This is a genomic window from Streptomyces sp. NPDC051921 (assembly GCF_040680975.1).
In the GTDB taxonomy this organism is placed as follows: domain Bacteria; phylum Actinomycetota; class Actinomycetes; order Streptomycetales; family Streptomycetaceae; genus Streptomyces.
The window spans coordinates 71,328-91,050 of record NZ_JBFAXU010000013.1 but is presented as its reverse complement, the minus strand read 5'-3'; the positions used below and the strand labels follow the sequence as shown (position 1 = coordinate 91,050).

At 70.3% G+C, this 19,723-nt stretch carries 16 protein-coding genes; 12 read left to right on the top strand and 4 right to left on the bottom strand.

Annotation, left to right across the window (positions count from 1 at the left end):
- The first annotated feature begins 52 nt into the window (after positions 1–52).
- Together AB0M16_RS18800 and AB0M16_RS18795 are read left to right on the top strand one after the other, a co-directional pair.
- The gene (locus tag AB0M16_RS18800; protein ID WP_365344160.1) at positions 53–370 is read left to right on the top strand and encodes a hypothetical protein; all 318 of its coding nucleotides are present in this window, start codon (positions 53–55) and stop codon (positions 368–370) included.
- A 579-nt stretch (positions 371–949) separates the two neighbouring features.
- Positions 950–2,761, top strand: a complete 1,812-nt coding sequence (locus AB0M16_RS18795; protein WP_365344158.1) for a hypothetical protein — start codon at positions 950–952, stop codon at positions 2,759–2,761.
- 178 nt (positions 2,762–2,939) lie between these two features.
- Here AB0M16_RS18795 and AB0M16_RS18790 read toward each other — a convergent pair whose 3' ends face one another.
- From AB0M16_RS18790 to AB0M16_RS18780, 3 genes are all read right to left on the bottom strand, one after another.
- A complete protein-coding gene (locus AB0M16_RS18790) occupies positions 2,940–4,214 on the bottom strand; it encodes a M23 family metallopeptidase (protein WP_365344156.1) in 1,275 nt (424 codons plus the stop codon).
- A 375-nt stretch (positions 4,215–4,589) separates the two neighbouring features.
- Positions 4,590–7,040 carry a helicase C-terminal domain-containing protein gene (locus AB0M16_RS18785; protein ID WP_365344154.1) on the bottom strand — a complete coding sequence of 817 codons (2,451 nt, stop codon included), beginning with the start codon at positions 7,038–7,040 and terminating at the stop codon, positions 4,590–4,592.
- A 409-nt stretch (positions 7,041–7,449) separates the two neighbouring features.
- Positions 7,450–8,922, bottom strand: coding sequence for an ATP-binding protein (locus tag AB0M16_RS18780; protein WP_365344152.1), 1,473 nt, complete (start codon positions 8,920–8,922; stop codon positions 7,450–7,452).
- A 582-nt stretch (positions 8,923–9,504) separates the two neighbouring features.
- On the opposite strand from AB0M16_RS18780, the gene AB0M16_RS18775 reads away from it, so the two are divergent.
- The 3 genes from AB0M16_RS18775 (at position 9,505) to AB0M16_RS18765 (ending at position 13,293) form a co-directional block, all read left to right on the top strand.
- Positions 9,505–10,572: a Swt1 family HEPN domain-containing protein gene (locus tag AB0M16_RS18775; protein ID WP_365344150.1), complete on the top strand. Its 1,068-nt coding sequence runs from the start codon at positions 9,505–9,507 to the stop codon at positions 10,570–10,572.
- A 364-nt stretch (positions 10,573–10,936) separates the two neighbouring features.
- Positions 10,937–12,340, top strand: a complete 1,404-nt coding sequence (locus tag AB0M16_RS18770) for a helix-turn-helix transcriptional regulator (RefSeq protein WP_365344148.1) — start codon at positions 10,937–10,939, stop codon at positions 12,338–12,340.
- Positions 12,341–12,351: 11 nt separating this feature from the next.
- Positions 12,352–13,293 carry an NAD-dependent epimerase/dehydratase family protein gene (locus tag AB0M16_RS18765; protein ID WP_365344145.1) on the top strand — a complete coding sequence of 314 codons (942 nt, stop codon included), beginning with the start codon at positions 12,352–12,354 and terminating at the stop codon, positions 13,291–13,293.
- On the opposite strand, the gene AB0M16_RS18760 is transcribed toward AB0M16_RS18765, so the two are convergent.
- On the bottom strand, positions 13,290–13,718 hold the full coding sequence (locus AB0M16_RS18760; RefSeq protein ID WP_365344143.1) for a winged helix-turn-helix domain-containing protein: 429 nt from the start codon (positions 13,716–13,718) through the stop codon (positions 13,290–13,292). The two genes, AB0M16_RS18765 and AB0M16_RS18760, sit on opposite strands and share 4 nt — an antisense overlap.
- A gap of 673 nt (positions 13,719–14,391) precedes the next feature.
- On the opposite strand from AB0M16_RS18760, the gene AB0M16_RS18755 reads away from it, so the two are divergent.
- The 7 genes from AB0M16_RS18755 (at position 14,392) to AB0M16_RS18725 (ending at position 19,714) form a co-directional block, all read left to right on the top strand.
- Positions 14,392–14,685: a hypothetical protein gene (locus AB0M16_RS18755; RefSeq protein WP_365344141.1), complete on the top strand. Its 294-nt coding sequence runs from the start codon at positions 14,392–14,394 to the stop codon at positions 14,683–14,685.
- Positions 14,682–15,716, top strand: a complete 1,035-nt coding sequence (locus AB0M16_RS18750; RefSeq protein WP_365344139.1) for a DUF2637 domain-containing protein — start codon at positions 14,682–14,684, stop codon at positions 15,714–15,716. The genes AB0M16_RS18755 and AB0M16_RS18750 overlap by 4 nt, the downstream gene beginning before the upstream one ends.
- Positions 15,713–16,363, top strand: coding sequence for a GGDEF domain-containing protein (locus AB0M16_RS18745; RefSeq protein WP_365344137.1), 651 nt, complete (start codon positions 15,713–15,715; stop codon positions 16,361–16,363). Before AB0M16_RS18750 ends, AB0M16_RS18745 begins: the two co-directional genes overlap by 4 nt.
- On the top strand, positions 16,363–16,734 hold the full coding sequence (locus AB0M16_RS18740; RefSeq protein ID WP_365344135.1) for an RRQRL motif-containing zinc-binding protein: 372 nt from the start codon (positions 16,363–16,365) through the stop codon (positions 16,732–16,734). The genes AB0M16_RS18745 and AB0M16_RS18740 overlap by 1 nt, the downstream gene beginning before the upstream one ends.
- Before the next feature lie 157 nt (positions 16,735–16,891).
- A complete protein-coding gene (locus AB0M16_RS18735; protein WP_365344133.1) occupies positions 16,892–19,105 on the top strand; it encodes a cell division protein FtsK in 2,214 nt (737 codons plus the stop codon).
- Between the two features lie 139 nt (positions 19,106–19,244).
- Entirely contained in the window at positions 19,245–19,496 is a 252-nt protein-coding gene (locus AB0M16_RS18730) for a hypothetical protein (protein WP_365344131.1), read from the top strand.
- Between the two features lie 26 nt (positions 19,497–19,522).
- Positions 19,523–19,714 (top strand): hypothetical protein, encoded by a 192-nt coding sequence (locus tag AB0M16_RS18725; protein WP_365344405.1) that lies wholly within the window; start codon positions 19,523–19,525, stop codon positions 19,712–19,714.
- The last annotated feature ends 9 nt before the right edge of the window (positions 19,715–19,723 follow it).

The window sequence follows — 19,723 nt, the reverse complement described above, 5'->3', positions numbered from 1 at the left end:
CGTGTCGCGTGATTTCCGCCCCTGGGCGCGCGCCTGCTCCTAGGCTCGGGACGTGACCGAGAACGAGATCAAGCTCAAGGCCATCGCCGCCCTCACGGCGCTGCGCGGCGGAGTCGAGGAGAGACTCGTCTCGGACCTTCTCGGCGAGGTGATCCCGGGGCAGTTCGCCGTGCCCGCCGAGGCGACCGCGGAGGAGGCCGGCCTGTCGGTGCTCGCGCAGCTCTCCGACCCGCTGAGCGCCCTGGTCAACGGCTTCATCCTCGCCTTCGACGCCGTGGCCGACGCCCATGACGCGGCCGGTGCGCAGCCGGACACCGAGACGATCCTCCAGGAGCTGGCCCTGCGGCTGGCGAGCGACAACTTCGACTGAGCCGACACGCTGGTCCGCGAGCTGGTCCGGCGTGACCGGTCCGTCACCGCCGGCCAGGCGCACCAGGTCCGGCACCGCCGGCCCGGCACGGCGGCTCCGGCAATGCCGACCCGGCGGACCCGATCCGGCACCGCCGGCCCGGCACGGCGGCTCCGGCAATGCCGACCCGGCGCTCCCGGTCCGTCACCGCCGGCCAGGCGCACCATGTCCGGCACCGCCGGCCCGGCGCTCCCGGTCCGTCACCGCCGGCCAGGCGCACGATGTCCGGCGCACCAGGTCCGTCACCGCCGGCCCGGCGCGCTGGTTGGGCACCGCCGGCCCGGGCGCGCTGGTTGGGCACCGCCGGCCAGACCCGGTCCGGCGAGCTCGTCCAGCGGTGACGGCCCGGCACCGGCTCCACGCCGCGGCGCCGCAGCGCAACCCGCACCCTCCACCCGGCCCCGGCACACGCACTTTTCGGGTGAAGCCGGGGTGTGGCTGACCCCTGCGCGTCGGGACGCGCCCGCATGGTGAGCGCGTCGGCCGGAGCCGTCGGCGACCCCGCCCGCGGTCCGGTCCCGCCCCGTGAGAGGAACGCGCATGTCCGATACGGACCCCAGGCCGCCCGGAGCCCGCCGCAGGCCGTCACCCCGAAGACCGTTCAGATCGCTCGCCGCGCGACCGCTGGCGGCCGTAGCCGCCCTGGCCACCGGCCTCGTCACGGCCCTCGTGATGGGTGTCCCCTCGGCTCCCGCGTACGCCGACGGCGTGGGAGCCCGGGACATCCGCACCGGCCCGCCGGGGACCGTCCTCGCCTGGGGCAGCAACGGCTACGGGCAGCTTGGCGACGGCAACACCGCGGGCGACCAGCCGGTCCCCGGGCGGGCCTGCGGGAACGTCACCTGCACCGCGCCGCTCGACAAGGCCGTGCAGGTCGCGGGCGGCGACCAGCACAGCGTCGCGCTGCTGGAGGACGGCACCGTCGTCGGCTGGGGCAGGAACGACGTCGGCCAGCTGGGCGACGGCACCACGACCGACCGCGTCACCCCCGTGAAGGTCTGCGCGGTCGGCGAGCCCGCCCCGTGCGCGTCCGTGCTGACGGGCGTCGTCTCCGTCGCGATCGGCGACTTCCACAGCCTCGCGCTGCTCAAGGACGGGACCGTGGTCTCGTGGGGGTTCAACTCCGACGGGCGCCTCGGCGACGGCACGTCGGCCGAGCGGCACTCGCCCGTCCGGGTCTGCGCGCCGGGCGCGACCGCGCCGTGCACCGCGTTCCTCAGCAGGATCACCAGCCTCTCCGGGGGCTACATGCACAGCCTCGCGCTGCGCTCCGACGGTCTCGCCCTCGCCTGGGGCGCCAACGGCAACGGGCAGCTGGGCGACGGCACCACCACGGCCCGCAACATCCCGGTGTTCGTGGGCGGGCCCGGTGACCTGATCTCCGTGGCGGCCGGAGCGTTCCACAGCGCGGCGGTCCGATCGAACGGCGCCGCCTACGCGTGGGGCGCCGGCGATGCGCTGGGCAACGGCGTCGGCACGCAGACCAACTCCCCGGTGCAGGTCTGCGCGATCGGGCAGACCGCTCCCTGCGCCGCGTTCCTGACGAACGTGAAGTCCGTGGGCGCCGGCGGCTTCCACACCGTGGCCGTCCGCGACGACGGCACCGTCGTCGCCTGGGGCGACAACTCCAGCGGCCAGGTCGGTGACGGAACCGTCGCGTCGAGGAACGTCCCGGTGCAGGTCTGCGCGCCGGAGGGCTGCGCGACCAAACTGACCGGTGTCACGGCGGTCAGCACCGCCGCCTCCGGCTTCCACACCCTGGCGCTGCGCACCGACGGCTCCGTCCGCGCCTGGGGCTACAACGGCACCGGCCAGCTCGGCGACGGCACCAGGACCACCCGCCGCACGCCCGTCCGGGTCTGCGCCGTCGGCCAGACGGCGCCCTGCAGCCGGCTCCTCGAGGGCGTCACGTCGATCGGCACCGGCGACGAGCACAGCCTGGCCGTCTCCCGCCCGCTCGCCGACCTGGCCACGTCGATCGCGGCGAGCCCGGAGCCGGTGGCCGACGGCGGCACCCTCACGTACACGATCCGGGTCCACAACTACGGCCCCACGTCCGCGGAGAACGTGGTCATGACCGACCGCCTGCCCTCCAACGTCCGCTACGCGAGCGCCACACCCTCCACCGGATTCTGCGAGACCCCGCCGACCGGTACGACCGACACGGTGACCTGCCACTTCGGCACCCTGGCCAGGGGCGGCGCCGCGACCGTCACGCTCGCGGTGAAGGTCCGTGCGCCCGTGCCCACGACCGGTGGCGCCAGCGTCACGAACGGCGTCTTCGCCGTCAGTGACACCCCCGACCCCAACCTGGGCAACAGCACGGCCGCCATCACCACCCCGGTGAGCTGATCACCCCTGCGGGGTGATCAGCGGTGCGCCGTCCGCACACGGCGGGAGGGCCGGACCACCGACGGTGGTCCGGCCCTCCCGTTTCCCGGCGACCGGTCCGGCCGGGTCACCGCGCGGGTCTCGCAGTCTCCGCACGCCCGTTCCGGGCCCTCCGCGGACCCGCGCGACCGGAGTCCGATCAGAACTCCAGCACCTCGCGGTCGAGCGGATACCGCGCACGGTGCGGGCCCTCGTACGGCGAGGGCGTGATCGGCAGGACGCCGGTCGGCTGCAGGCCCAGGTTGTCGTCCCAGATCCGGGGTTCGACCTGTCCGACGACGCGGAACTTCCGGAACGTGAACGGCGGGCTGTCGGTCGGGAAGAACTCGGCCGTGGTCATCACCTGGAAGTGCAGGTGCGGCGTGGTGGAGTTGCCGCTGTTGCCGATCAGCCCGAGGACGCGGCCGGGTTCGACCCAGTCGCCCTCCCGGACCTCGAGCGAGCCGGCGTGCAGGTGGGCGTAGAGCAGATAGCGGCCCGGCGCGACTTCCAGGGTGACGTGGTTGCCGACGGTGTCCTCGATCGGCGGGACGGGCGGTGCGACGGGCGGCTGTTGGTCCGGGAGCCCGTCCTGGACCTCCACCACCCTGCCGCCGGCCGAGGCCACGACCGGCTGGCGGTAGCTGAGGTAGCTGGTGAGCCGTGCGGGGTCGCCTTCCCAGGTCTGCCCCCGCTCGCCGACCCGGTACCAGTCGATCGCGAAGCGCTGCGGTACGTCGAAGCGGCCGTTGACCGGGGCGAGGCCGCGCCGGTGGTGGGTGTTGCCGCAGCACGACTCGCTGGAGTACCAGGTGCCGGGGCGGACCGGCGGGCGCAGGTTCAACGGCGGGGTGCCGGAGGTCCGGGTGGCCTGCACCGTCTCCTCGAAGGCGGAGGGGCCGGAGGGGGTCAGGACGGCACCCGAGAGATGGTGTTCGAGGACCTTGGGCGCCCGCCGGCCGCGGTCGAGAGCCAGGTCGAGCCAGATGACCCACTGCTGTGAGCCCCGGATGACGGTCGGCGTCGGCCCCGGGGGCGCCGGGGTGTACCCGTCCGCGCCCGGCAGGGGGTCGCCCACCGGATTCGCGGCGTCGGCCAGCGCCTGCCCGGTCAGCGAGCCGACGACCGCGTGCGTGAGGGCGTCGCGGACGTCGACGCGGTCGAGCCGTACCGGCGTGCTGCTGGAGAGGGCGCTCGTGGTGAGCAGTTCGTACGAGAGGTGCGTCTTGCCGTCCGTGGCGACGAACGGCGTCGGTTCGGTCATCACCGCCGCCGTCAACGGCGTGAACTGTGCGCCGGGCGCCGGAGCGGTCCGGCCGGTCCCGTGTCCAGCTCCCGCCGAGGCCACCAGCATGCCGGCCGTGAGCACGGCAGCGGCGAGCCCGCGGAGAAGCGGGCGGCGGCCGGTGCGGTTGCGGAATTCGCGCTCTGCCATCGCGCTCTTTCGTTCGTCGGATCCGGCCCGTGAAGGACGCCGGCACGCCCCGCGCAGAGGCGCAGGCCCATGTAATCCGGCGGCGTACCGCTCCGGCCGGAGGGCACCGGAGGCAGGCGCCGAACTACACCCGTCCAGCCGCATCGCCCACGGAGTCCCCGCCCCACGGCGGTCTCGGGCCGCTGTGCGGAGGGACGACCGGACCAGGGAGACGCCGCAGGGCCCCACTGTGAACGGTGGGGCCCCTTCGAGCCGGCGGAGGATTCGAGCTTCGAACTCGTCCGCCCGTGATCAGGGCGGCGTCGAAGGCGGCGGCCGGCTCGAGCCCGAGCATCTTGCCGATGTCGGCCGGGCTCAGCGGCCCCACGAGTATCGCTATCGATACCATCTTCCCCATTCATGCGCGGCGCTCATGACGCTGTGGATGCGGGAGAGGGTGAAAACGCGCTCGGCGTCCCGAAGGTGGCACCAGGCTTCGAGGTAGGGCGGGTCGAGGTCGAGCCGGCTGAGGGTGCGCACGGTCCGGTTGCCCGAGGTGGCGACGTACTCGACGGTGATGGCCTGACCGGCGTCGATGGCATGAGCGAGCTGGCGGACGTCGGTGTACGTCAGCTGCTTCGCGTATCCGGCGACGATCTCCTCGGTGTCCGTGCCGAAGGGAACCCCGCTGCCGAATGGATCGGGCTCCGCAACGGTCGGCGGGGCGGCCAGCAACCGGACCGCCAGCGCGGACGGATCGACTGCGGCAGGCGCCTCCGCCCTTCGGCGTGCTGAGCGTCCGGTGCCGGCCTTCGTGGTGGCCTTCCGAGGGGCCGGAACGGCGGCGGCCCGTCGAGGCGGCACCTTCTCGATGCGTACGGTCCCGTCCGCGGCCTCGGCGACGGGCGCATAGCCCTGGCCCCGGAGCGCGGCGAGGGTCTTGTCGGGCGGGCTGCCGCTGACGAGTACCGTCGGGGCGAGCTGCCGCAGCCCGAGTGCGGCGAGTTCCCGGTGGGCGGCGAGCTCGGCCAAGAGCGCGGGTTCGTCGCTGTGGATGACGCAGGCGGCGGGGGCGACGCGCATACGGCCGTGACGGCGGGCGGCGTCGGCGATGAGATAGGACAGGGGCTGCGGCAGGGGGCCGTCGGCGACGGCGGTCAGCTCGGCCGAGATCTCGTCCGGAGCGCGACCGGTGTCCAGGGCGCGGCGGACGCTGTCGGCGCTGAAGCGCCATACCGACGCCGTGCCGCTGGTCTCCCGGTCGGCGGTCGAGTCCAGGAGCTCGGCCAGGCGTGCGGAGGGCGTGCCGGTGACGATGGCGGTGAGGTCGCCGCCGAACCGGGCTGTTCTCGTGGCCTCCGGCAGCAGCCGCCGACATGCGACGGCCAGCTCCTCCCGGTCACCGGTCACCAGGGCCGCGCCGAGCCGGGAGAGAGCGCCTCGGGCGATGACGCCCGTCAGCTCGGCCTCGCGGACCGCCGCGGCGAAGGGCGTCTCGTCGTGGAACGACGGATGAGCGAGCGGACGGTGCCAGGCGACGAGCGGACCCAGATCGGTGCCGACCCGCACACCCTGACCCTCCGGAAGCGCCGCCGCCGCTGCGAGCAGCCCGCGCCGGGCCTGCAGGCAGGGACTGCAGCGAGGGGCCCCGGCCACGGCAGCAAGCGACTTGTTGTCCTCGTCGCGGGACTGCGAGGGAGTGAACTGCAGGTTCCACCATGCGTGAAGCAGGTCGGCGAACTGCGCTGCCGGTTCCTGCACCGCCCAGGTGTCGTATACCGCGGTGGGTGTGATGCGGTCGCCGTCGGCGCCCAGCAACCCGACCGAGTAGGCGACCTCCAGGGTGATGCGTACCACCGCGTCGTCGGCCTGCGCGGCCCTGCCGATCCGTCCCAGTTCACGCGCGCCGATCCCGCCGGACTTCAGCCGGGCCGGTGGAGCCGCCGAGCAGGCCGACAGGACCGAGGCCGCGTGGGCGGCGAACGCCGTGGCCGCCGCCGCAGCCTCCCGTTCCACATCCACCGCGGGGACGGGCACCAGCTCCGCCACGGGCGGTAGGGGGTCGAACGGCGCACGCCAGTCCCGCCCGCGCAGCGCGAGCGTCACTTCGGCGGGCATGCGGGCCGGCCCGTATCCGTGGCGGCTGCGGATCAGCAACCCCCTGTCCAGGGCCCATCGCTCACCCGGCTGGGCATCGGCCATCGGTGCTCCGAACACGAAGAATTCCGTGTGCTGCGGTGCGGACTCCGCTCGTCGCCCCAGCAACTGCCGGGCGGCCGAAGGGGCCTTCGCGATCACCGCGGCGACGCGTTGCGGATCGCCATGGTGTTCCAGGACGGCGGCCGTGCGCTGCTGCCTGGTGCCGGGCGGCTTGATGCCCAGCGCCACGAGCATGCCGCGCAGCTCTTCGGAGGTCACGCCCTCCAGCAGCTCCTCCAGCGGAGCATCCAGCCCGAGAGGCGCGTCCCACGCCTGCCGCAACGGGGCGGCCATGTGGAGGTTCCCGTTGCCGTCCGGCCAGACCAGTGCGTGATCGGCCAGAGCCTCCAGAACGGCGTCCAGTTCCCCAGCGGCAGTGGCTGCCGTCGCGCCCAGTGCCCCCGCCAGGGCGCCGCGCGACAGGGGAGTTCCCGAGGCGGCCAGGGCCTCGGCCACTTGGAGGCAGGGCAACGGTAGCTCTGGCAGGACGAGCGCCACCGAGCCTGGCCGCAGAAGACGTTCCGCCGATTCCTCCACGGAACGTGGCTCCGGTGGCGCCGCGGCGTCCTTCCGTATCCCGAGCACGCGCGACAGCCGTGGGGCGTCGAGGCCGGCCAGCCAGGCCGTCAGCGTGGATCGGGACGTCATGGGAACACCTCGCGAGGCCGGGGAACACGGCTAGGGACCGGAGCGGCCCCGAGTGAGGCCAAGAATCGCGCATGAGACGGGTCCACCGTCGCCACTCGGCGGGGAGTTCACCCGCGGAGTGTGGGCTGTCGATGGGGCGGGAGTGAGGGCGATCCCACCACGCCGACGAGCACACCGCCCAGTAGTCCGCCGAGCGCTGCGGCGGCACGGCTAAGGATCCTTCTGCGTGGCGAGGGGCCGCAGGCGAAGGCCGTGATTGCCCCGACTGCTGTCCCGGCAGTGGACTGGTGGGCTTGTTGCCGCTCATGCCATCAGGTTGCGCACCTCCCACGTGATCCGCAGGGAGATGCCTCCGGCCTGTGGATGCGTCTCATAGGGCGCGCTCACCATGCGACAGCACGGGCAGCGGTCAGACTCGGCCGTAGAGGGTCGCCAGGTCGATCAGTCGGATGTCCGGACCGGCCGCTGCCGCGGCGTGTGCCTTGTCGTTGAAGCCGGCTCCGCTGAAGCACATGAGCTGGGTGTCTGTGGTGTCGTAGCGGCCTGCCAGGGTGACGAGGTTGCGAATGTGCCGGAGACGTTCGATGTGGGCAGCGCCCATGGTGTCGTTCCACTTGGCCTCTCCGATGGCCAGGAGCGGCGGCTTGCCGCCATCCGCGATTCCGACGATCGCCACGTCGACCTCGAGGCCGGTGCGGGCCTTGGGGTCGTGAACAACGCCGTGTCCGACTCGGGCCGGCAGACCGCCGAGCAGTTCGGGGTCGGCGTGATGCAGGGCCCAGTCCCTGCAGACCTGCTCGAAGTGGGGCCCGAGGACGTTGCTGACGAAGCGGCGGCGGCTGGCTTGCCAGACCCTTGCCGCGCTGCCGGGGCGTTCGAGCTGGTCCCAGACCGGTCGCATGATCGCGTGGTAGAAGCCGATCAGCGGTTCGGCGATGCGGTAGGTGGGACGGTTATCGCGGAAGGCGTCCGCGTCCCGGTGTAGCAGACCCGCGTCTTCGAGGACGTTGATGGGATGGGCGATGTCGGTGGCCTTGCGTTCCAGGTAGCCGGCCATGCCCCCGCGTGTGGCGTTGCCGTCGGCGACGGAGGCCAGGACGGACAGGTACAGGGCGGTGTCGCGAAGGTCGGGTTCTTCGGCCAGCAGATAGCGGGCCTCGCGGAAGAGGGGGGTTTCGGGGTTGAGGACGGTGCGGACGACCCAGTCGTCGAAGTCATCCGGACCCGTTGGCGTGTCGCCGCGTGCGAATTCGCGCCGATAGGCCGGGGTGCCGCCCACGATCGCGTTCACCTTCATGGCCAGGTGGGGGTCGGTGATGCCCCAGAACTCGGCGGCGAGGCGGTGGTCCAGGGGGCGGACGACCAACTCCAGCCCTGCCCGTCCGCGCAGTGGGGCGTTACCTGAGAGCAACCTGCCCATGAAAGACAGCGCCGAGCCGCACAGCAGCAGCCGGGTACGGGAGCCGGTGCGCTGGTCACGCAGGGGCCGCAGCGCCTCCTGGATGATCGAGGGCAGCTCGGGGTTGGCCTTGGCGAGGTACGGAAACTCGTCGATCACCACGGGGACGGGCCGCTCGGCGCCGAGCGCGAGAAGTGCATCGACGGCCTCTGCCCAGTCCGCGAAGTGGAACGGGCTGGCAGGACGGACGTGGGCGGTCAGCGCCGCGCTGATCCGCCGTAGCGACTCGGCATCGGCGGCCTCGGTCGCACCGAAATAGAACCCTCCGGCGGCACGACAGGCGGCATCCAGCAGGAACGTCTTGCCCTGGCGGCGGCGCCCGGAGACCACGCCCAGAGTCGCGCCGGGCTGCGGATCGGTGATGAACCGGCTCAGCGCCGACCACTCGTAATCCCGGTCGAACATCTCGGCAGGCTTGTCCACGAGCGCTCCAGATATAGAAGTACGCCTACATAAAACATACTCCTACTTCTGGGGACTCGGTGTGCCCCCGTCGCCCCCGACGTTCGCCGCTCCTCGAGCCTGTCCCGCAAGTAAACGAGACCGAAACTGAGACCAGGGCATGCCGAAGACCCCGGCCGCTGATGCGGTCCGGGGTCTTCGTTTCGCCTGTTCAGGCTCTGGCGGAGGATACGAGATTCGAACTCGTGAGGGGTTGCCCCCAACACGCTTTCCAACTGTCCGCCCCGCGGTCTGGGGGTGTCCGCAGGCGTTCCCGTGACTGTCCAGTGGGTCCATGAGGCCGCCTGTGAACGGTGGTGTCCTCCTATGCACTGGACAAAGACCAGGACAACGCTTGGGGTCGCGGCGGGGGCTCTGTGGGCCATGTGGGAGAGATGACACGTCGCCATCCGCCCCCTGACTGGCCCCGGGCGATGACAGTCGTTGACGGCGACTGGCCGCCCTCGAGGGTGCGCGGTGCAGCGGTCGGCTGCACGAAGGGGCATTGGTCGCAGCTCAGCGATATCGGCCCAGCCGGAGGCGCAGCTGTAGTAGAACCGTGCCATGAGTGCTGGCCTCTTTGATCACTGGTCCGACGATGCCCGCGCGGCTGTAGGCGGCGTGGTCGCCGACGGGGCGATGCCTGCTGAGTCATTGGCGACCTATGCGCGCTGGTGGCAAATTGAGACATGGCTGAGGGAACTGGCCTACGTCGAACTTAGAGCCAGGTACGGCGAAAGCTGGATTGACCAGGTGAAGTTGGCCCTCGGTAGGCAGCGGCAGGATGCGGAATTCAAGCACATGTCGACGGCGGATAGTGAAAACCCGCTGGCCTACTTGGATTACAGTCAATTGTTGACTGTAATCGAGGCCAATTGGGATCACATGGGGTACGCCCTGCTGGAAAAGCGGTCATGGGATGGCCGGCAGGAAGAATTGAAGCGAATCCGTCATCGTATTGGGCACGTCCGTAAGCCGCATCAGGATGACCTTGGGCGCCTTGAGCAGACATTGCGTGACCTTGAAAGAGGAGCCTTCATCGCCTGCGCTTCCTACAATCGGCGCAGGGCTCCAGACCCCGAGAACTTTACTGACCCTGTGACGACGGGCTGGATCGGCGGCGAGCATGTGACAGCTCAGCGACTCATACGTCACGCGAAGGCTCAATACGGCGTGACCTTGAAAGTTACGGCTAGTCAACGCCCTTGGGCGGTGTGGCCTGACTCGGTCGAAAACGCCAGCGGGATCCTATGGCATGCCGAATTTTACATGCGGCATCGCACGCTAGAACCAACGGCGCTCTGGAGCCAGGTACGGCGACTTAGTCCTATTGTTCACGTACTCACCGCGGACCCTCACGCCATTACGTTCACTTTTAGCGCCGTTGATGACTCCCATCTTATCTCCGACTTGATTGGTGCCTGTTTCGATTCTGTCCTGACCTGCATCAGGCCCGTGGTGAAAAGTGTCACGGATATGGACGTGCGCGAGTTCCGACAGTGGTCCAATAAAGTGGCCTCGGTTGACTACCGAGTCATGGGTGTGAGTGTTTGGTCCACGGTTACCGAGTCGACTGTTCCCATTAGCATGTTCTCCACGGGAGGCGGCGTAAGTATATTGCCGGAGTGGTAGCGCTGGGGGCCCTCTTCGTTCATCCCCTCTCTGCCTCTTCAGAGGTAAGCCATGCCGGTCAACCGCTCAACGCCCACGAGCCCGCCTGTCTCTTCAAGCGCTTCGGCTGCGTCGGAATGATTGCTGTTCCACCCAAGGAGTTTGAATGAATGTTCCGCCGCTGGCACCATCCCTCTGCACGAGGTGCGGCACGAAGTTAAGCCGAAGCAACACCGACACCGTGTGCAGCCCCTGCCGCAGGGCAATCGGCCCTGGAGCCTCTGGCGGTCACCCGCAGGCTGTACCGCCTGAGCCCTCCTCGCCACACTGGCTTGTCGGGGATAAGGAGCGGACTGCTCCTCCGGACGGCTCGAACCTGGCCGATGTGCTCAAGGCGTACAGGGCCCTCCACAAGCTCAAGCAGCAGGATCTCGCTGACCTGCTCGGTTACGACCAGTCGTACGTGTCCTTGCTCGAGCGCGGCAAGCGGACCATCCGGGACATGGCTGAGCTTCGCAGGCTCGCTACCGTGCTCGCCCTGCCTGAAGAGGAACTGGGCTTGCTCCCGCCTGCTGAACCGGCGGTCACGGTCGCCTCCGTTCCTGACACGGGGGAGCGGAGCCCACTTGCCGCTGTCGACGACCAACGTCGCTGGCGCATGACGCGTCGCGAGCTCAACCGGCACCGGGCCGACCTCACGCAGGCCGCCGCGCGTCTCTACCCGGACGTATGCCGCGCCGGAAACAGCCCGGTGCTCACTCGTGAGTCTTGGATGTGGCCCGAGCCAGTCGACTTCGCAGACGTCGAACTGTCCTGGCTCACCCAGACGCTTCCGCCGGAGGTGAGCGGGCGAGAGAGGGAGTCGGAGGGCGTCCGGCCGCTCGCGGCGAACGGCTCCAAGTTCGACCGCTACACCCAGGCCATCAGGATGATCGACCGACCGTCCCTGTTCGTGAACCGTCCGAGCTTCCGCCTGCTCGATGTCGCCCAAGCGGACGGACGGCCGAAGCTGTCGTTCGGATACACGACGTACTTCGACATGGCCGACGTCTGCGAGGGAGTGGCGCACGAGCTGGCGAGCGCCTGGCTGAAGACCGGCAGCGACCCCGCTTGGATCAGCGATCCAAGTTGGGCGGAACTTCCGTTCCGGGCCTTGGTCGGAGACCCCTTCGACCTGGCTCACCGACCGTTGCTGCCGTCGATCGACACCCTGACTATCCGGCTGGGCCCGGAAGGCGCATCGTTCCCACTCCACCACCGGTCCGCGAGCAATGTTGCATTGGCCGGCGGGAACTACCACGTCATGCCAGCGGGGGTGTTCCAGCCGTCTTCGGTCATGCCCTGGGACCAGTCGAACGACTTCGACCTCTGGCGCAACGTGCTTCGCGAGTACGCGGAGGAGTTTCTCGGCGACCCCGAAGCCGACGGCAGTAGCGGCGAGCCGATCGATTACGACGGGACGGAGCCGTTCCGGACGCTCAACCAGGCTCGGCGAGAGGGCAAGGTGCGTCCGTTTTGCTTCGGGATCGGCCTGGACCCGCTCACGCTGGCCGGCGAGATTCTGAGCGTGGTGGTGATCGACGCCGACGTCTACGACTCCGTGTTTTCCGGCATGGTGTCGCGGAACTCTGAAGGCGCGGTCGTGGCTGGCCGGGCCGGAGGCAGCGGTACCGGAATCGAGTTCACCGAGCCCAACATCCGGCGCCTGCTGGACAATGAACCTCTGGCATCCGCCGCCGCCGCGTGCCTCGACCTGGCGTGGCAGCATCGCGGGCTCATCCTGGGCTGAGAGGCAGATCAGTGCGCGTACTTGTGACCGGCGCCTACGGGTTCGTCGGCAACGCGGTCGTACGACGGCTCGCCGAAGCAGGACATGAGGTCGTGGCACTCACACATCGGCCAGCTGACGCTCCCCGTCCAGAGCTGCCGGTTTCGCGAGTCGTCTACGGCGACATCCGGGAAAAGACGGCACTGGCGGAAGCTCTCGACGGCGTTGAGGGTGTTTGTCACCTCGCGGCTCTCACCAGGGTCCGTGAGTCCTTCGACCACCCGGAGGAGTACCAGGACGTGAACGCCGGCGGCACCGTGGCACTGCTGGACGCGCTTGCCGCTGCCTCCCCGAACCTGACGCCCAGGGTCATCCTTGGCTCGACCGCGGCGGTCTACGGTGCCCCCGAGCAGCAGCCCATCAGCGAGGACACGGCGCCCGCGCCGAGCAACCCCTACGGCGTTTCGAAGCTGGCCGCAGAGGATGCGCTCCGAGCCCGAGCTGAGGCGGGCGAGGTCGAGGCCGTCAGTCTGCGCTGCTTCAACATCTCGGGGGCCGTGTCTGGGGTGGGGGACGCGGATGAAAGCCGGATCATCCCCAAGGCCGTGGCGGTGGCGGCCGGCCGCCACCCGCACCTTGAGATGAACGGCGAGGGCGACGCGATCCGGGACTTCGTCCATGTCGATGACTTGGCTCGCGCTTATGTGCTGGCCCTTGAGAGCAGCACGTCCGCCCCGTACCGGCTCTACAACGTCGGTGCCACTGCAGCGAGCATGCGCGAGATCGTTGACACCGTAGAACGGGTGACCGGAAAGGCGGTGCCTGTAGTGCACCGCCCGCCTCAGCCCGAGCCTCCGCGGCTGGTCGCTGACATCTCCCGGATCACGACTGACCTGGGATGGAAGCCCGAACGATCCAGCCTTGAGGCAATGATCTCCGACGCCTGGTCGGCAGTCTCAAGCAGCGATCGCTAAGGCTGGGCCAAGCGGCTCTTGACGCTCGCCGGCAGGTTCTCGAAGGCCTCCCGCCAGTGCTCAAGAGCCGCCTCGGCGTCCGCCGAACCGGTGCCACCCTTGCCCATCGACTGTCGTAGCGCTGCCTCGACCTCCAGGCCTGCGATCAGAACCGGCAAGGCCCAGTCCGCCGCACCGCGCGAGTGATCCGCGAGTCGGGGCGGGAACTGAGCGAAGACCCCTTTGCCCTGGTGCCCCACGACGTATCCCTCTGCTCGCAGCAGAGACAGAGCGTTCTTCACCACGGTGCTTGAAGCACCGGAACTTGCGATCAACTCCTGTGCCGATGGCAACGCGGTACCCGTCGCGAGCTTGCCGCTGCGGATCCGTTCACGCAGGTCATCGGCTAGCTGAAGGTACGCCGGCTGTCCTCGAAACTCGGTCATCGGGATGGTCCTCCAGTCGGGGTTGTTGCACCTAGTACACCAGTCTCCCCCGCATCCATTCCCTTCAGGTGAGCCGAGCCACTTGCCAACATGGTGCACTAAGTGCACCATGTTTGTCGTGAGGCCAACGCTCCGGCGACAGGCCTCATATGACAAGCCGTCATTCGATTTCGGAGTCGGACGCGAAGAGGCTTGTCACCAAGCAGGGCGCCCCGGAAACGGTGGTCCAACTGCTGATCAACGACTCAAGAGGGGCCTTCTTTGGGCTGCTCTGAGCTGCACGAATGCACCGCCGACAACTCCACAGCGTGATCCACCGCAGCAGGACGGCCGTGAGCGCACCGGCCGAGGCGAGTGGAGACCAGCCGACCGAGACCGGGCCCGCGTCACAACCGGGCCTCACACCCCGCAGGGGGACACGCAATCGGCTCTAAAGAACCGCATGGCCCACCTTGATGCCGCCCTGCCCCTTGGGAGATCGGACCTCTCCAAGGCAAGCGGTGCCATGCGTATCGGAGGTCCGAAGCACAGTCCCGATGGTCGTCAGGCCGGGTTCGACTCCCGGCCGGGACACCGGCCCGCCGGCACTCGCCGCGCGAGCCGCCGAGGCTGTCGCCTCTCTCCAAAGACCGCGACAGCCCGGCTTCCCTTCGACACTCAGGAGCGATCAATCGTGCGTGCGTACATCGGCACTCATCAGGCCGTCAGCACCAACGACTTTGTGGAGCTCGCCCTCGGCACGCCGGTTGAGCTGTGGCTCGGCGTGGAGGGCGAGACCGAGGAGGAGCGCGCGGCCCGCCTGGACGCGGCCCGCGACATCGTCGCGGACAACCCCAACCTGCCGGACGACGTGAGCCGCATCGCCGCCGAGGCGATTGAGGCGTACGCGCCGGAGCTGTTCAACGTCATCCCGCTGGCCCGGGCCACGGCCCGCCGGACGCGCTCCCGCAGGGGAGTGGCGGCATGACGGCCGTGACCGAGGCGGACCGCGCCGGGGTCCCGCCGCTGACCCGTCCGGAGATGGGCCTCGCCGGCGTCGGCGCGCTCGCCGCGGCCGGTGTCGGTGCCCTCGGACTGATCTCCTCGTTCGATGCCGTGTCCGCTGCCGCTCTGCGGTGGGGGTTCGGTGAGCCGTGGATGCTGCCGGTTGGCATCGACGTGGCGATCCCGGTGTTCACTGTGGCCAACCTGCTGCTGATCCGGATGGACATGGCCCTGGCGTGGGTCAGGTTCGTTCCCTGGGTCCTGACCCTGGTGACCTGCGGCCTGAACGTTGCCGCCGGTCAGGGGGTGTGGGCGAAGCTGGCGCACGGCACGATGCCGCTGCTGTGGGTGGTGTTCTCCGAGATCGGCGCCCACATCTACGCCGTACGGATCGGGGCCGCAACCGGCCGCCGGATGGACAAGATCCGCGCGTCCCGGTGGCTGCTCGCCTTCCCGTCCACGTTCTCGCTGTGGCGGCGGATGACGCTGTGGGAGATCACCTCCTACGCCGACGCTCTCGCCCGCGAGAAAGAGCGGCAGCTCGCCCGCGCCGATCTCCGCGAGACCTACGGGCGCCGGTGGCGGTCGAAGACCCCGCGCCGCGAGCGGGTCCTGCTGCGGCTGGGCGAGCTCGCCCCCGAGGCGCCCGAGCCTGCCGAGGAGGAGCCGGAGCCGGAGGGCGAGACCCAGGCACCTCCTTCGCCGCCGGAGGAGCCGAAGGAGCGGACACCCCGCAAGCGCGGTCCGTCCAAGCCGAAGGGCAAGAGCCCGAAGGCGCCGCGCACCGCGGCCGAGCTACTGGCCGAGGCCCGCAAGCTGACCGCCGACTGGGTCCCTGCAGCGATCAACGCCGAGGCCATCCGGACCGCGCTGCACTGTTCGGCCGCCAACTCCCGCACCCTGCGGGATGCGCTGCTCGCCGAGCGAGCCGACCGCCTGCCGCTGCACCCGGTCGAGACCAAGACCGAGGAGCCCGCCGAATCCACCGAGACGGCCGAGGAGGTCGCCGCATGAACACGCTCTTAACCGTCCTCGCCGCGGGCGGCCCGCTCGCCGCCGGATGGTCCGGCCATGTGCTGTGGCTCCGCACGCGACTGCGCACCGCCCGCCGCGACCCGCTCACCGGGCTGAGGACCCGCGAGGGCTTCACCCGCCGCGCCGCCGCGCTCCTGCGCGATGAGCGGGCGGTGGTGATCCTCGCGGACGTCGACCACTTCAAGCAGATCAACGACCGCCATGGCCACGCCGCCGGGGACGCGCTGCTGAGGGCGACCGCTGACCGGCTCGCCCACTACGTCGGCCCGAACGGTGTTGCCGGGCGCCTGGGCGGCGATGAGTTCGCCGCCGTCGTCATCGACGCCCACGGCAGCGTCGCGGACCTCCTCGCCGTCCTCCACGGCGTGCTGGCCCGCCCCGCCGACCAGGCCAGCCCGCAGGTGGCCACCACGGTGTCCCTCGGCTGGGTCCGCGCCGCCGACCACCCGGGCGAAGACCTGTCCGCTCTTCTTGGCCGCGCCGATGAGGCCATGTACGCGGCCAAACAGGCCCGCGCCGGCGTTCGGCGGGCGGGGCTGGGGCGGCTGTTTGCCACCGTCGCTGGCCGCCGCTCCGGACGCCGAGGCGCCCGCACCGACGCCCCTGCGATCGTGGCGGCCGCTTGATGTCCCCGACGTTCGGGAAGTGCCTTGACCCGACCGGGGCGACGTTCGGGATACCGACTTACCCGTGGCGCTACGCCCCCGACGGCTATGCCACCCGCCGCCAGCTCCGGGCCCGAGGGTTGCGGCCCGGCGGTCAGCCGGTCGCGGCTCAGGTCATGCGCCGCAGCCGCGGACGGAAGTCCGGCGTGCTGGTCGGCTACCTCTACCGCATCGACCTGGCCAAGCCGGTCCGGCCGATGACCTCACGGAAGTGGGGCGCGCTCGCCCGGCGGACCTGCCCGCAGTGCCGTACCGACGTCGGATACGTGATCCCGACCTCGCTCGGCACCTGCGTCCCCTGTGCCTACCTCAACGACCAGCGCACCTCTTGATCACCAAAGAGGTGCAAACCCTACTCGTCAGCAAGGGGGTACTTTCCTACCCCTCTCTCCTCCGAAACGGGCTGACGATTCTCCGCACGGGCCCGGCCGCTCACCTTCCACAGCGCCGGCCGGGCCCGCCGTTCCCTCCCGAGAGAAGGAAGCTTCAGTGAAGCACCCCGACGAAGAGAACGAGTTCTTCGACCGACTCGAAGCCGACATGTCCGCCGACTGGTCGGCCGACGACGGGGCCGACGTGGTCGACCTCGACAAGGCCCGTACCGCCCGCGCCGAGTCGGCCAACTCCACCGCCGACGCGTCGCCCGACTCCCACGCGGACGAGTCGGGCGACCCGTCGGCCCGCCGGTTGGTCGACGGCCCGGATGTCGCCGGGCCCGGATACCTCGGCCGACTGATCGGTGCGAAGCGGCGGGCGATCGTCCCGGCGTGGCTGCGGTCGACGGCTGAACTCAAGACCGCGGCCACCTGGGTGGCCTCGCACTACGCCCACCTCGCCGGGTACCACGCGCTCCGCTCCCCGGTCTACGCCGGGCGCCTCGCGCTCCAGGCCCCGCGGGGCGCGGCGAAGTTCGTCGGCGGCACGTTGCGCTGGGTGGCCGACCGCGAGGGCGAGCCCGTCCGACTCGCCGCCGTCCGGCGCGAGGACGCCGGGGAGTACCTGAAGCTGTCGCGGCAGCGCGACGGCCGGGTACGCCTGCGTACCCTGGTCGCCACCCTCGCCGCACTGATCGGGATGGGCGCCGCGCTCGCCCTGTACGTCCTGGCTCCGGGCTGGCTTCAGGCGGTCTCGGTCGGGGCGCTGCTGCTCGCCCTCGGGTCGGCCGGCGGCCGGGCCGACGCCCCGGTGGTGAACCGGGCCGTGGAGGTCACCAAGGCACCGAAGCTCACATCCGACATCGTGCTGCGGGCATTGGGGGCGCTGGGGATTCCGGCGATCAACCAGGCGCAGGGCAAGGGCCGCGACGGGTTCACGTTCACCGCTCCGATCACCCGCGACGGGCCGGGCTGGCGTGCGGAGGGCGACCTCCCCTACGGCGTGACCGTCACGGACGTGATCGAGCGCCGCGACAAGCTCGCCTCTGGCCTGCGCCGCCCGCTGGGCTGCGTGTGGCCCGAGGCGGTCCCGGAGGAGCACACCGGCCACCTGGTGCTGTGGGTCGGCGACCAGGACATGTCGACCGCGAAGAAGCCGGCATGGCCGCTGCTCAAGGGCGGGGCCACGGACCTGTTCAAGCCGGTCGCGTTCGGCACCGACCAGCGCGGGCGCTGGGTGGAGATGACGCTCATGTACATCGCCGCCGTCATCGGCGCGATCCCTCGCATGGGCAAGACGTTCCTCCTGCGCCTGCTGCTCCTGATCGTCGCCCTCGACCCGCGGGCCGAGCTGCACACCTACGACCTCAAGGGCACCGGCGACCTCGACCCGGTCGGCGAGCGCGTCTCGCACCGCCACCGCGCCGGAGACGACGACGAGGACATCGAGTACGCCCTCGCTGACCTGCGGGAACTGCGGGACGAGCTGCGGCGCCGGGCGAAGATGATCCGCTCCCTGCCCCGGGACATCTGCCCGGAGTCGAAGGTCACCAGCGAACTGGCGAACATGAAGAACCTGGGACTCCACCCGATCGTCGTCGGCGTCGACGAGTGCCAGGTCTGGTTCGAACACCCCAAGCACGGGGCGGAGTTCGAGGAAATCTGCACCGACCTGGTCAAGCGCGGCCCGGCCACCGGCATCGTGCTGCTGCTCGCCACCCAGCGCCCCGACGCCAAGGCCCTGCCGACCGGCATCAGCGCGAACGCCTCGGCCCGGTTCTGCCTCAAGGTCATGGGCCAGCTGGAGAACGACATGGTCCTGGGCACGTCCTCGTACAAGCGAGGCGTGCGGGCCACGATGTTCTCCTGGAAGGACAAGGGCATCCACTACTTCGTCGGCGAAGGAGCGGACGCCCGGATCGTCTCCTCCGTCTACGTCGACGCCCCCACCGCCGAGACCATCGGCCTGCGCGCCCGCAAGCTCCGCGAACAGGCCGGCACCCTCTCCGGCCACGCGCTGGGCGAGTCGTTCGAGACCGGCGAGACCAGCGCGTACGACCTGCTGCGCGACATCCTCGCCGTCGTCCCCGCCGAAGAGCCCAAGGTCTGGTCCGAAGTCGTCGCGGCCCGCCTCGCCGAGCTGCGCCCCGACGTCTACGGCGGCTGGGACCCCGAGGGACTGGCCGCCGCCCTCAAGCCGCACGGCATCTCCACCACCCAGGTGTGGGGCAAGACCGACAGCGGCAAGGGCGCCAACCGGCGCGGCATCGAGCGCTCCCGCATCTCCACGGCCATCACAGAACGTGACGGAAACCGAGACGCGAGCTAGCCGGATTCGCCGCTAGACCTAGCGCCATACCCCGCTAGGTCTAGCGGCACCGCTAGCACCCCATACCGCATCTGATCAGCCCGCTAGTGCCTAGCGGGTGACCTGCGAAAACCCCCGAATCCCGCCCGGAGGGCCCCCGGTGACCCCGTTCCTTGCTGCTAGCGCATGCCTTGCCTTCATCACGCTGTGTTACGCGTCCTTGTGTGCGGCCTCGCCGTTCGGCCGGTGCCGCAAGTGCAACGGACTCGGCTTCGCCCTCAAGACGGACCGCAAGGGCAAGCCCAAGCGCGGCAAGACCTGCCGCCGCTGCAAGGGCCACGGCATCCGCATACGCCTCGGCCGCTGGCTCTACAACCGCGCCGCCCGCATCCACCGAGCCGGCACCCGCTGACCCGCAACGACAGGAGCCCACCCGTGATGTTCGAGATCTCCGCCGTTCTGCTCTTCGGCGCCGCTTCCACCTTCGCCGTCAAGACCAAGTCCTCCGGTGTCGGCGCCGCCCTCGTCCTGTTCCTCTTCGGCTTCTTCGCCGCCGGTACCGGCGCCTACGAGCCGATCACCCACCTCGTCCAGGCCTCCGCCACGGCCCTCTCCGACCTCGCCAACTAGCCCAAGGAG

Excerpts from the sequence above, each read along its gene's own strand:
- AB0M16_RS18745 (WP_365344137.1), top strand. The coding sequence starts at position 15,713 with ATGAACACGCTCTTAACCGTCCTCGCCGCGGGCGGCCCGCTCGCCGCC.
- AB0M16_RS18785 (WP_365344154.1), bottom strand. The coding sequence starts at position 7,040 with ATGACGTCCCGATCCACGCTGACGGCCTGGCTGGCCGGCCTCGACGCC.
- AB0M16_RS18790 (WP_365344156.1), bottom strand. The coding sequence starts at position 4,214 with ATGGCAGAGCGCGAATTCCGCAACCGCACCGGCCGCCGCCCGCTTCTC.
- AB0M16_RS18775 (WP_365344150.1), top strand. The coding sequence starts at position 9,505 with ATGAGTGCTGGCCTCTTTGATCACTGGTCCGACGATGCCCGCGCGGCT.
- AB0M16_RS18795 (WP_365344158.1), top strand. The coding sequence starts at position 950 with ATGTCCGATACGGACCCCAGGCCGCCCGGAGCCCGCCGCAGGCCGTCA.
- AB0M16_RS18740 (WP_365344135.1), top strand. The coding sequence starts at position 16,363 with ATGTCCCCGACGTTCGGGAAGTGCCTTGACCCGACCGGGGCGACGTTC.
- AB0M16_RS18750 (WP_365344139.1), top strand. The coding sequence starts at position 14,682 with ATGACGGCCGTGACCGAGGCGGACCGCGCCGGGGTCCCGCCGCTGACC.
- AB0M16_RS18760 (WP_365344143.1), bottom strand. The coding sequence starts at position 13,718 with ATGACCGAGTTTCGAGGACAGCCGGCGTACCTTCAGCTAGCCGATGAC.
- AB0M16_RS18725 (WP_365344405.1), top strand. The coding sequence starts at position 19,523 with ATGTTCGAGATCTCCGCCGTTCTGCTCTTCGGCGCCGCTTCCACCTTC.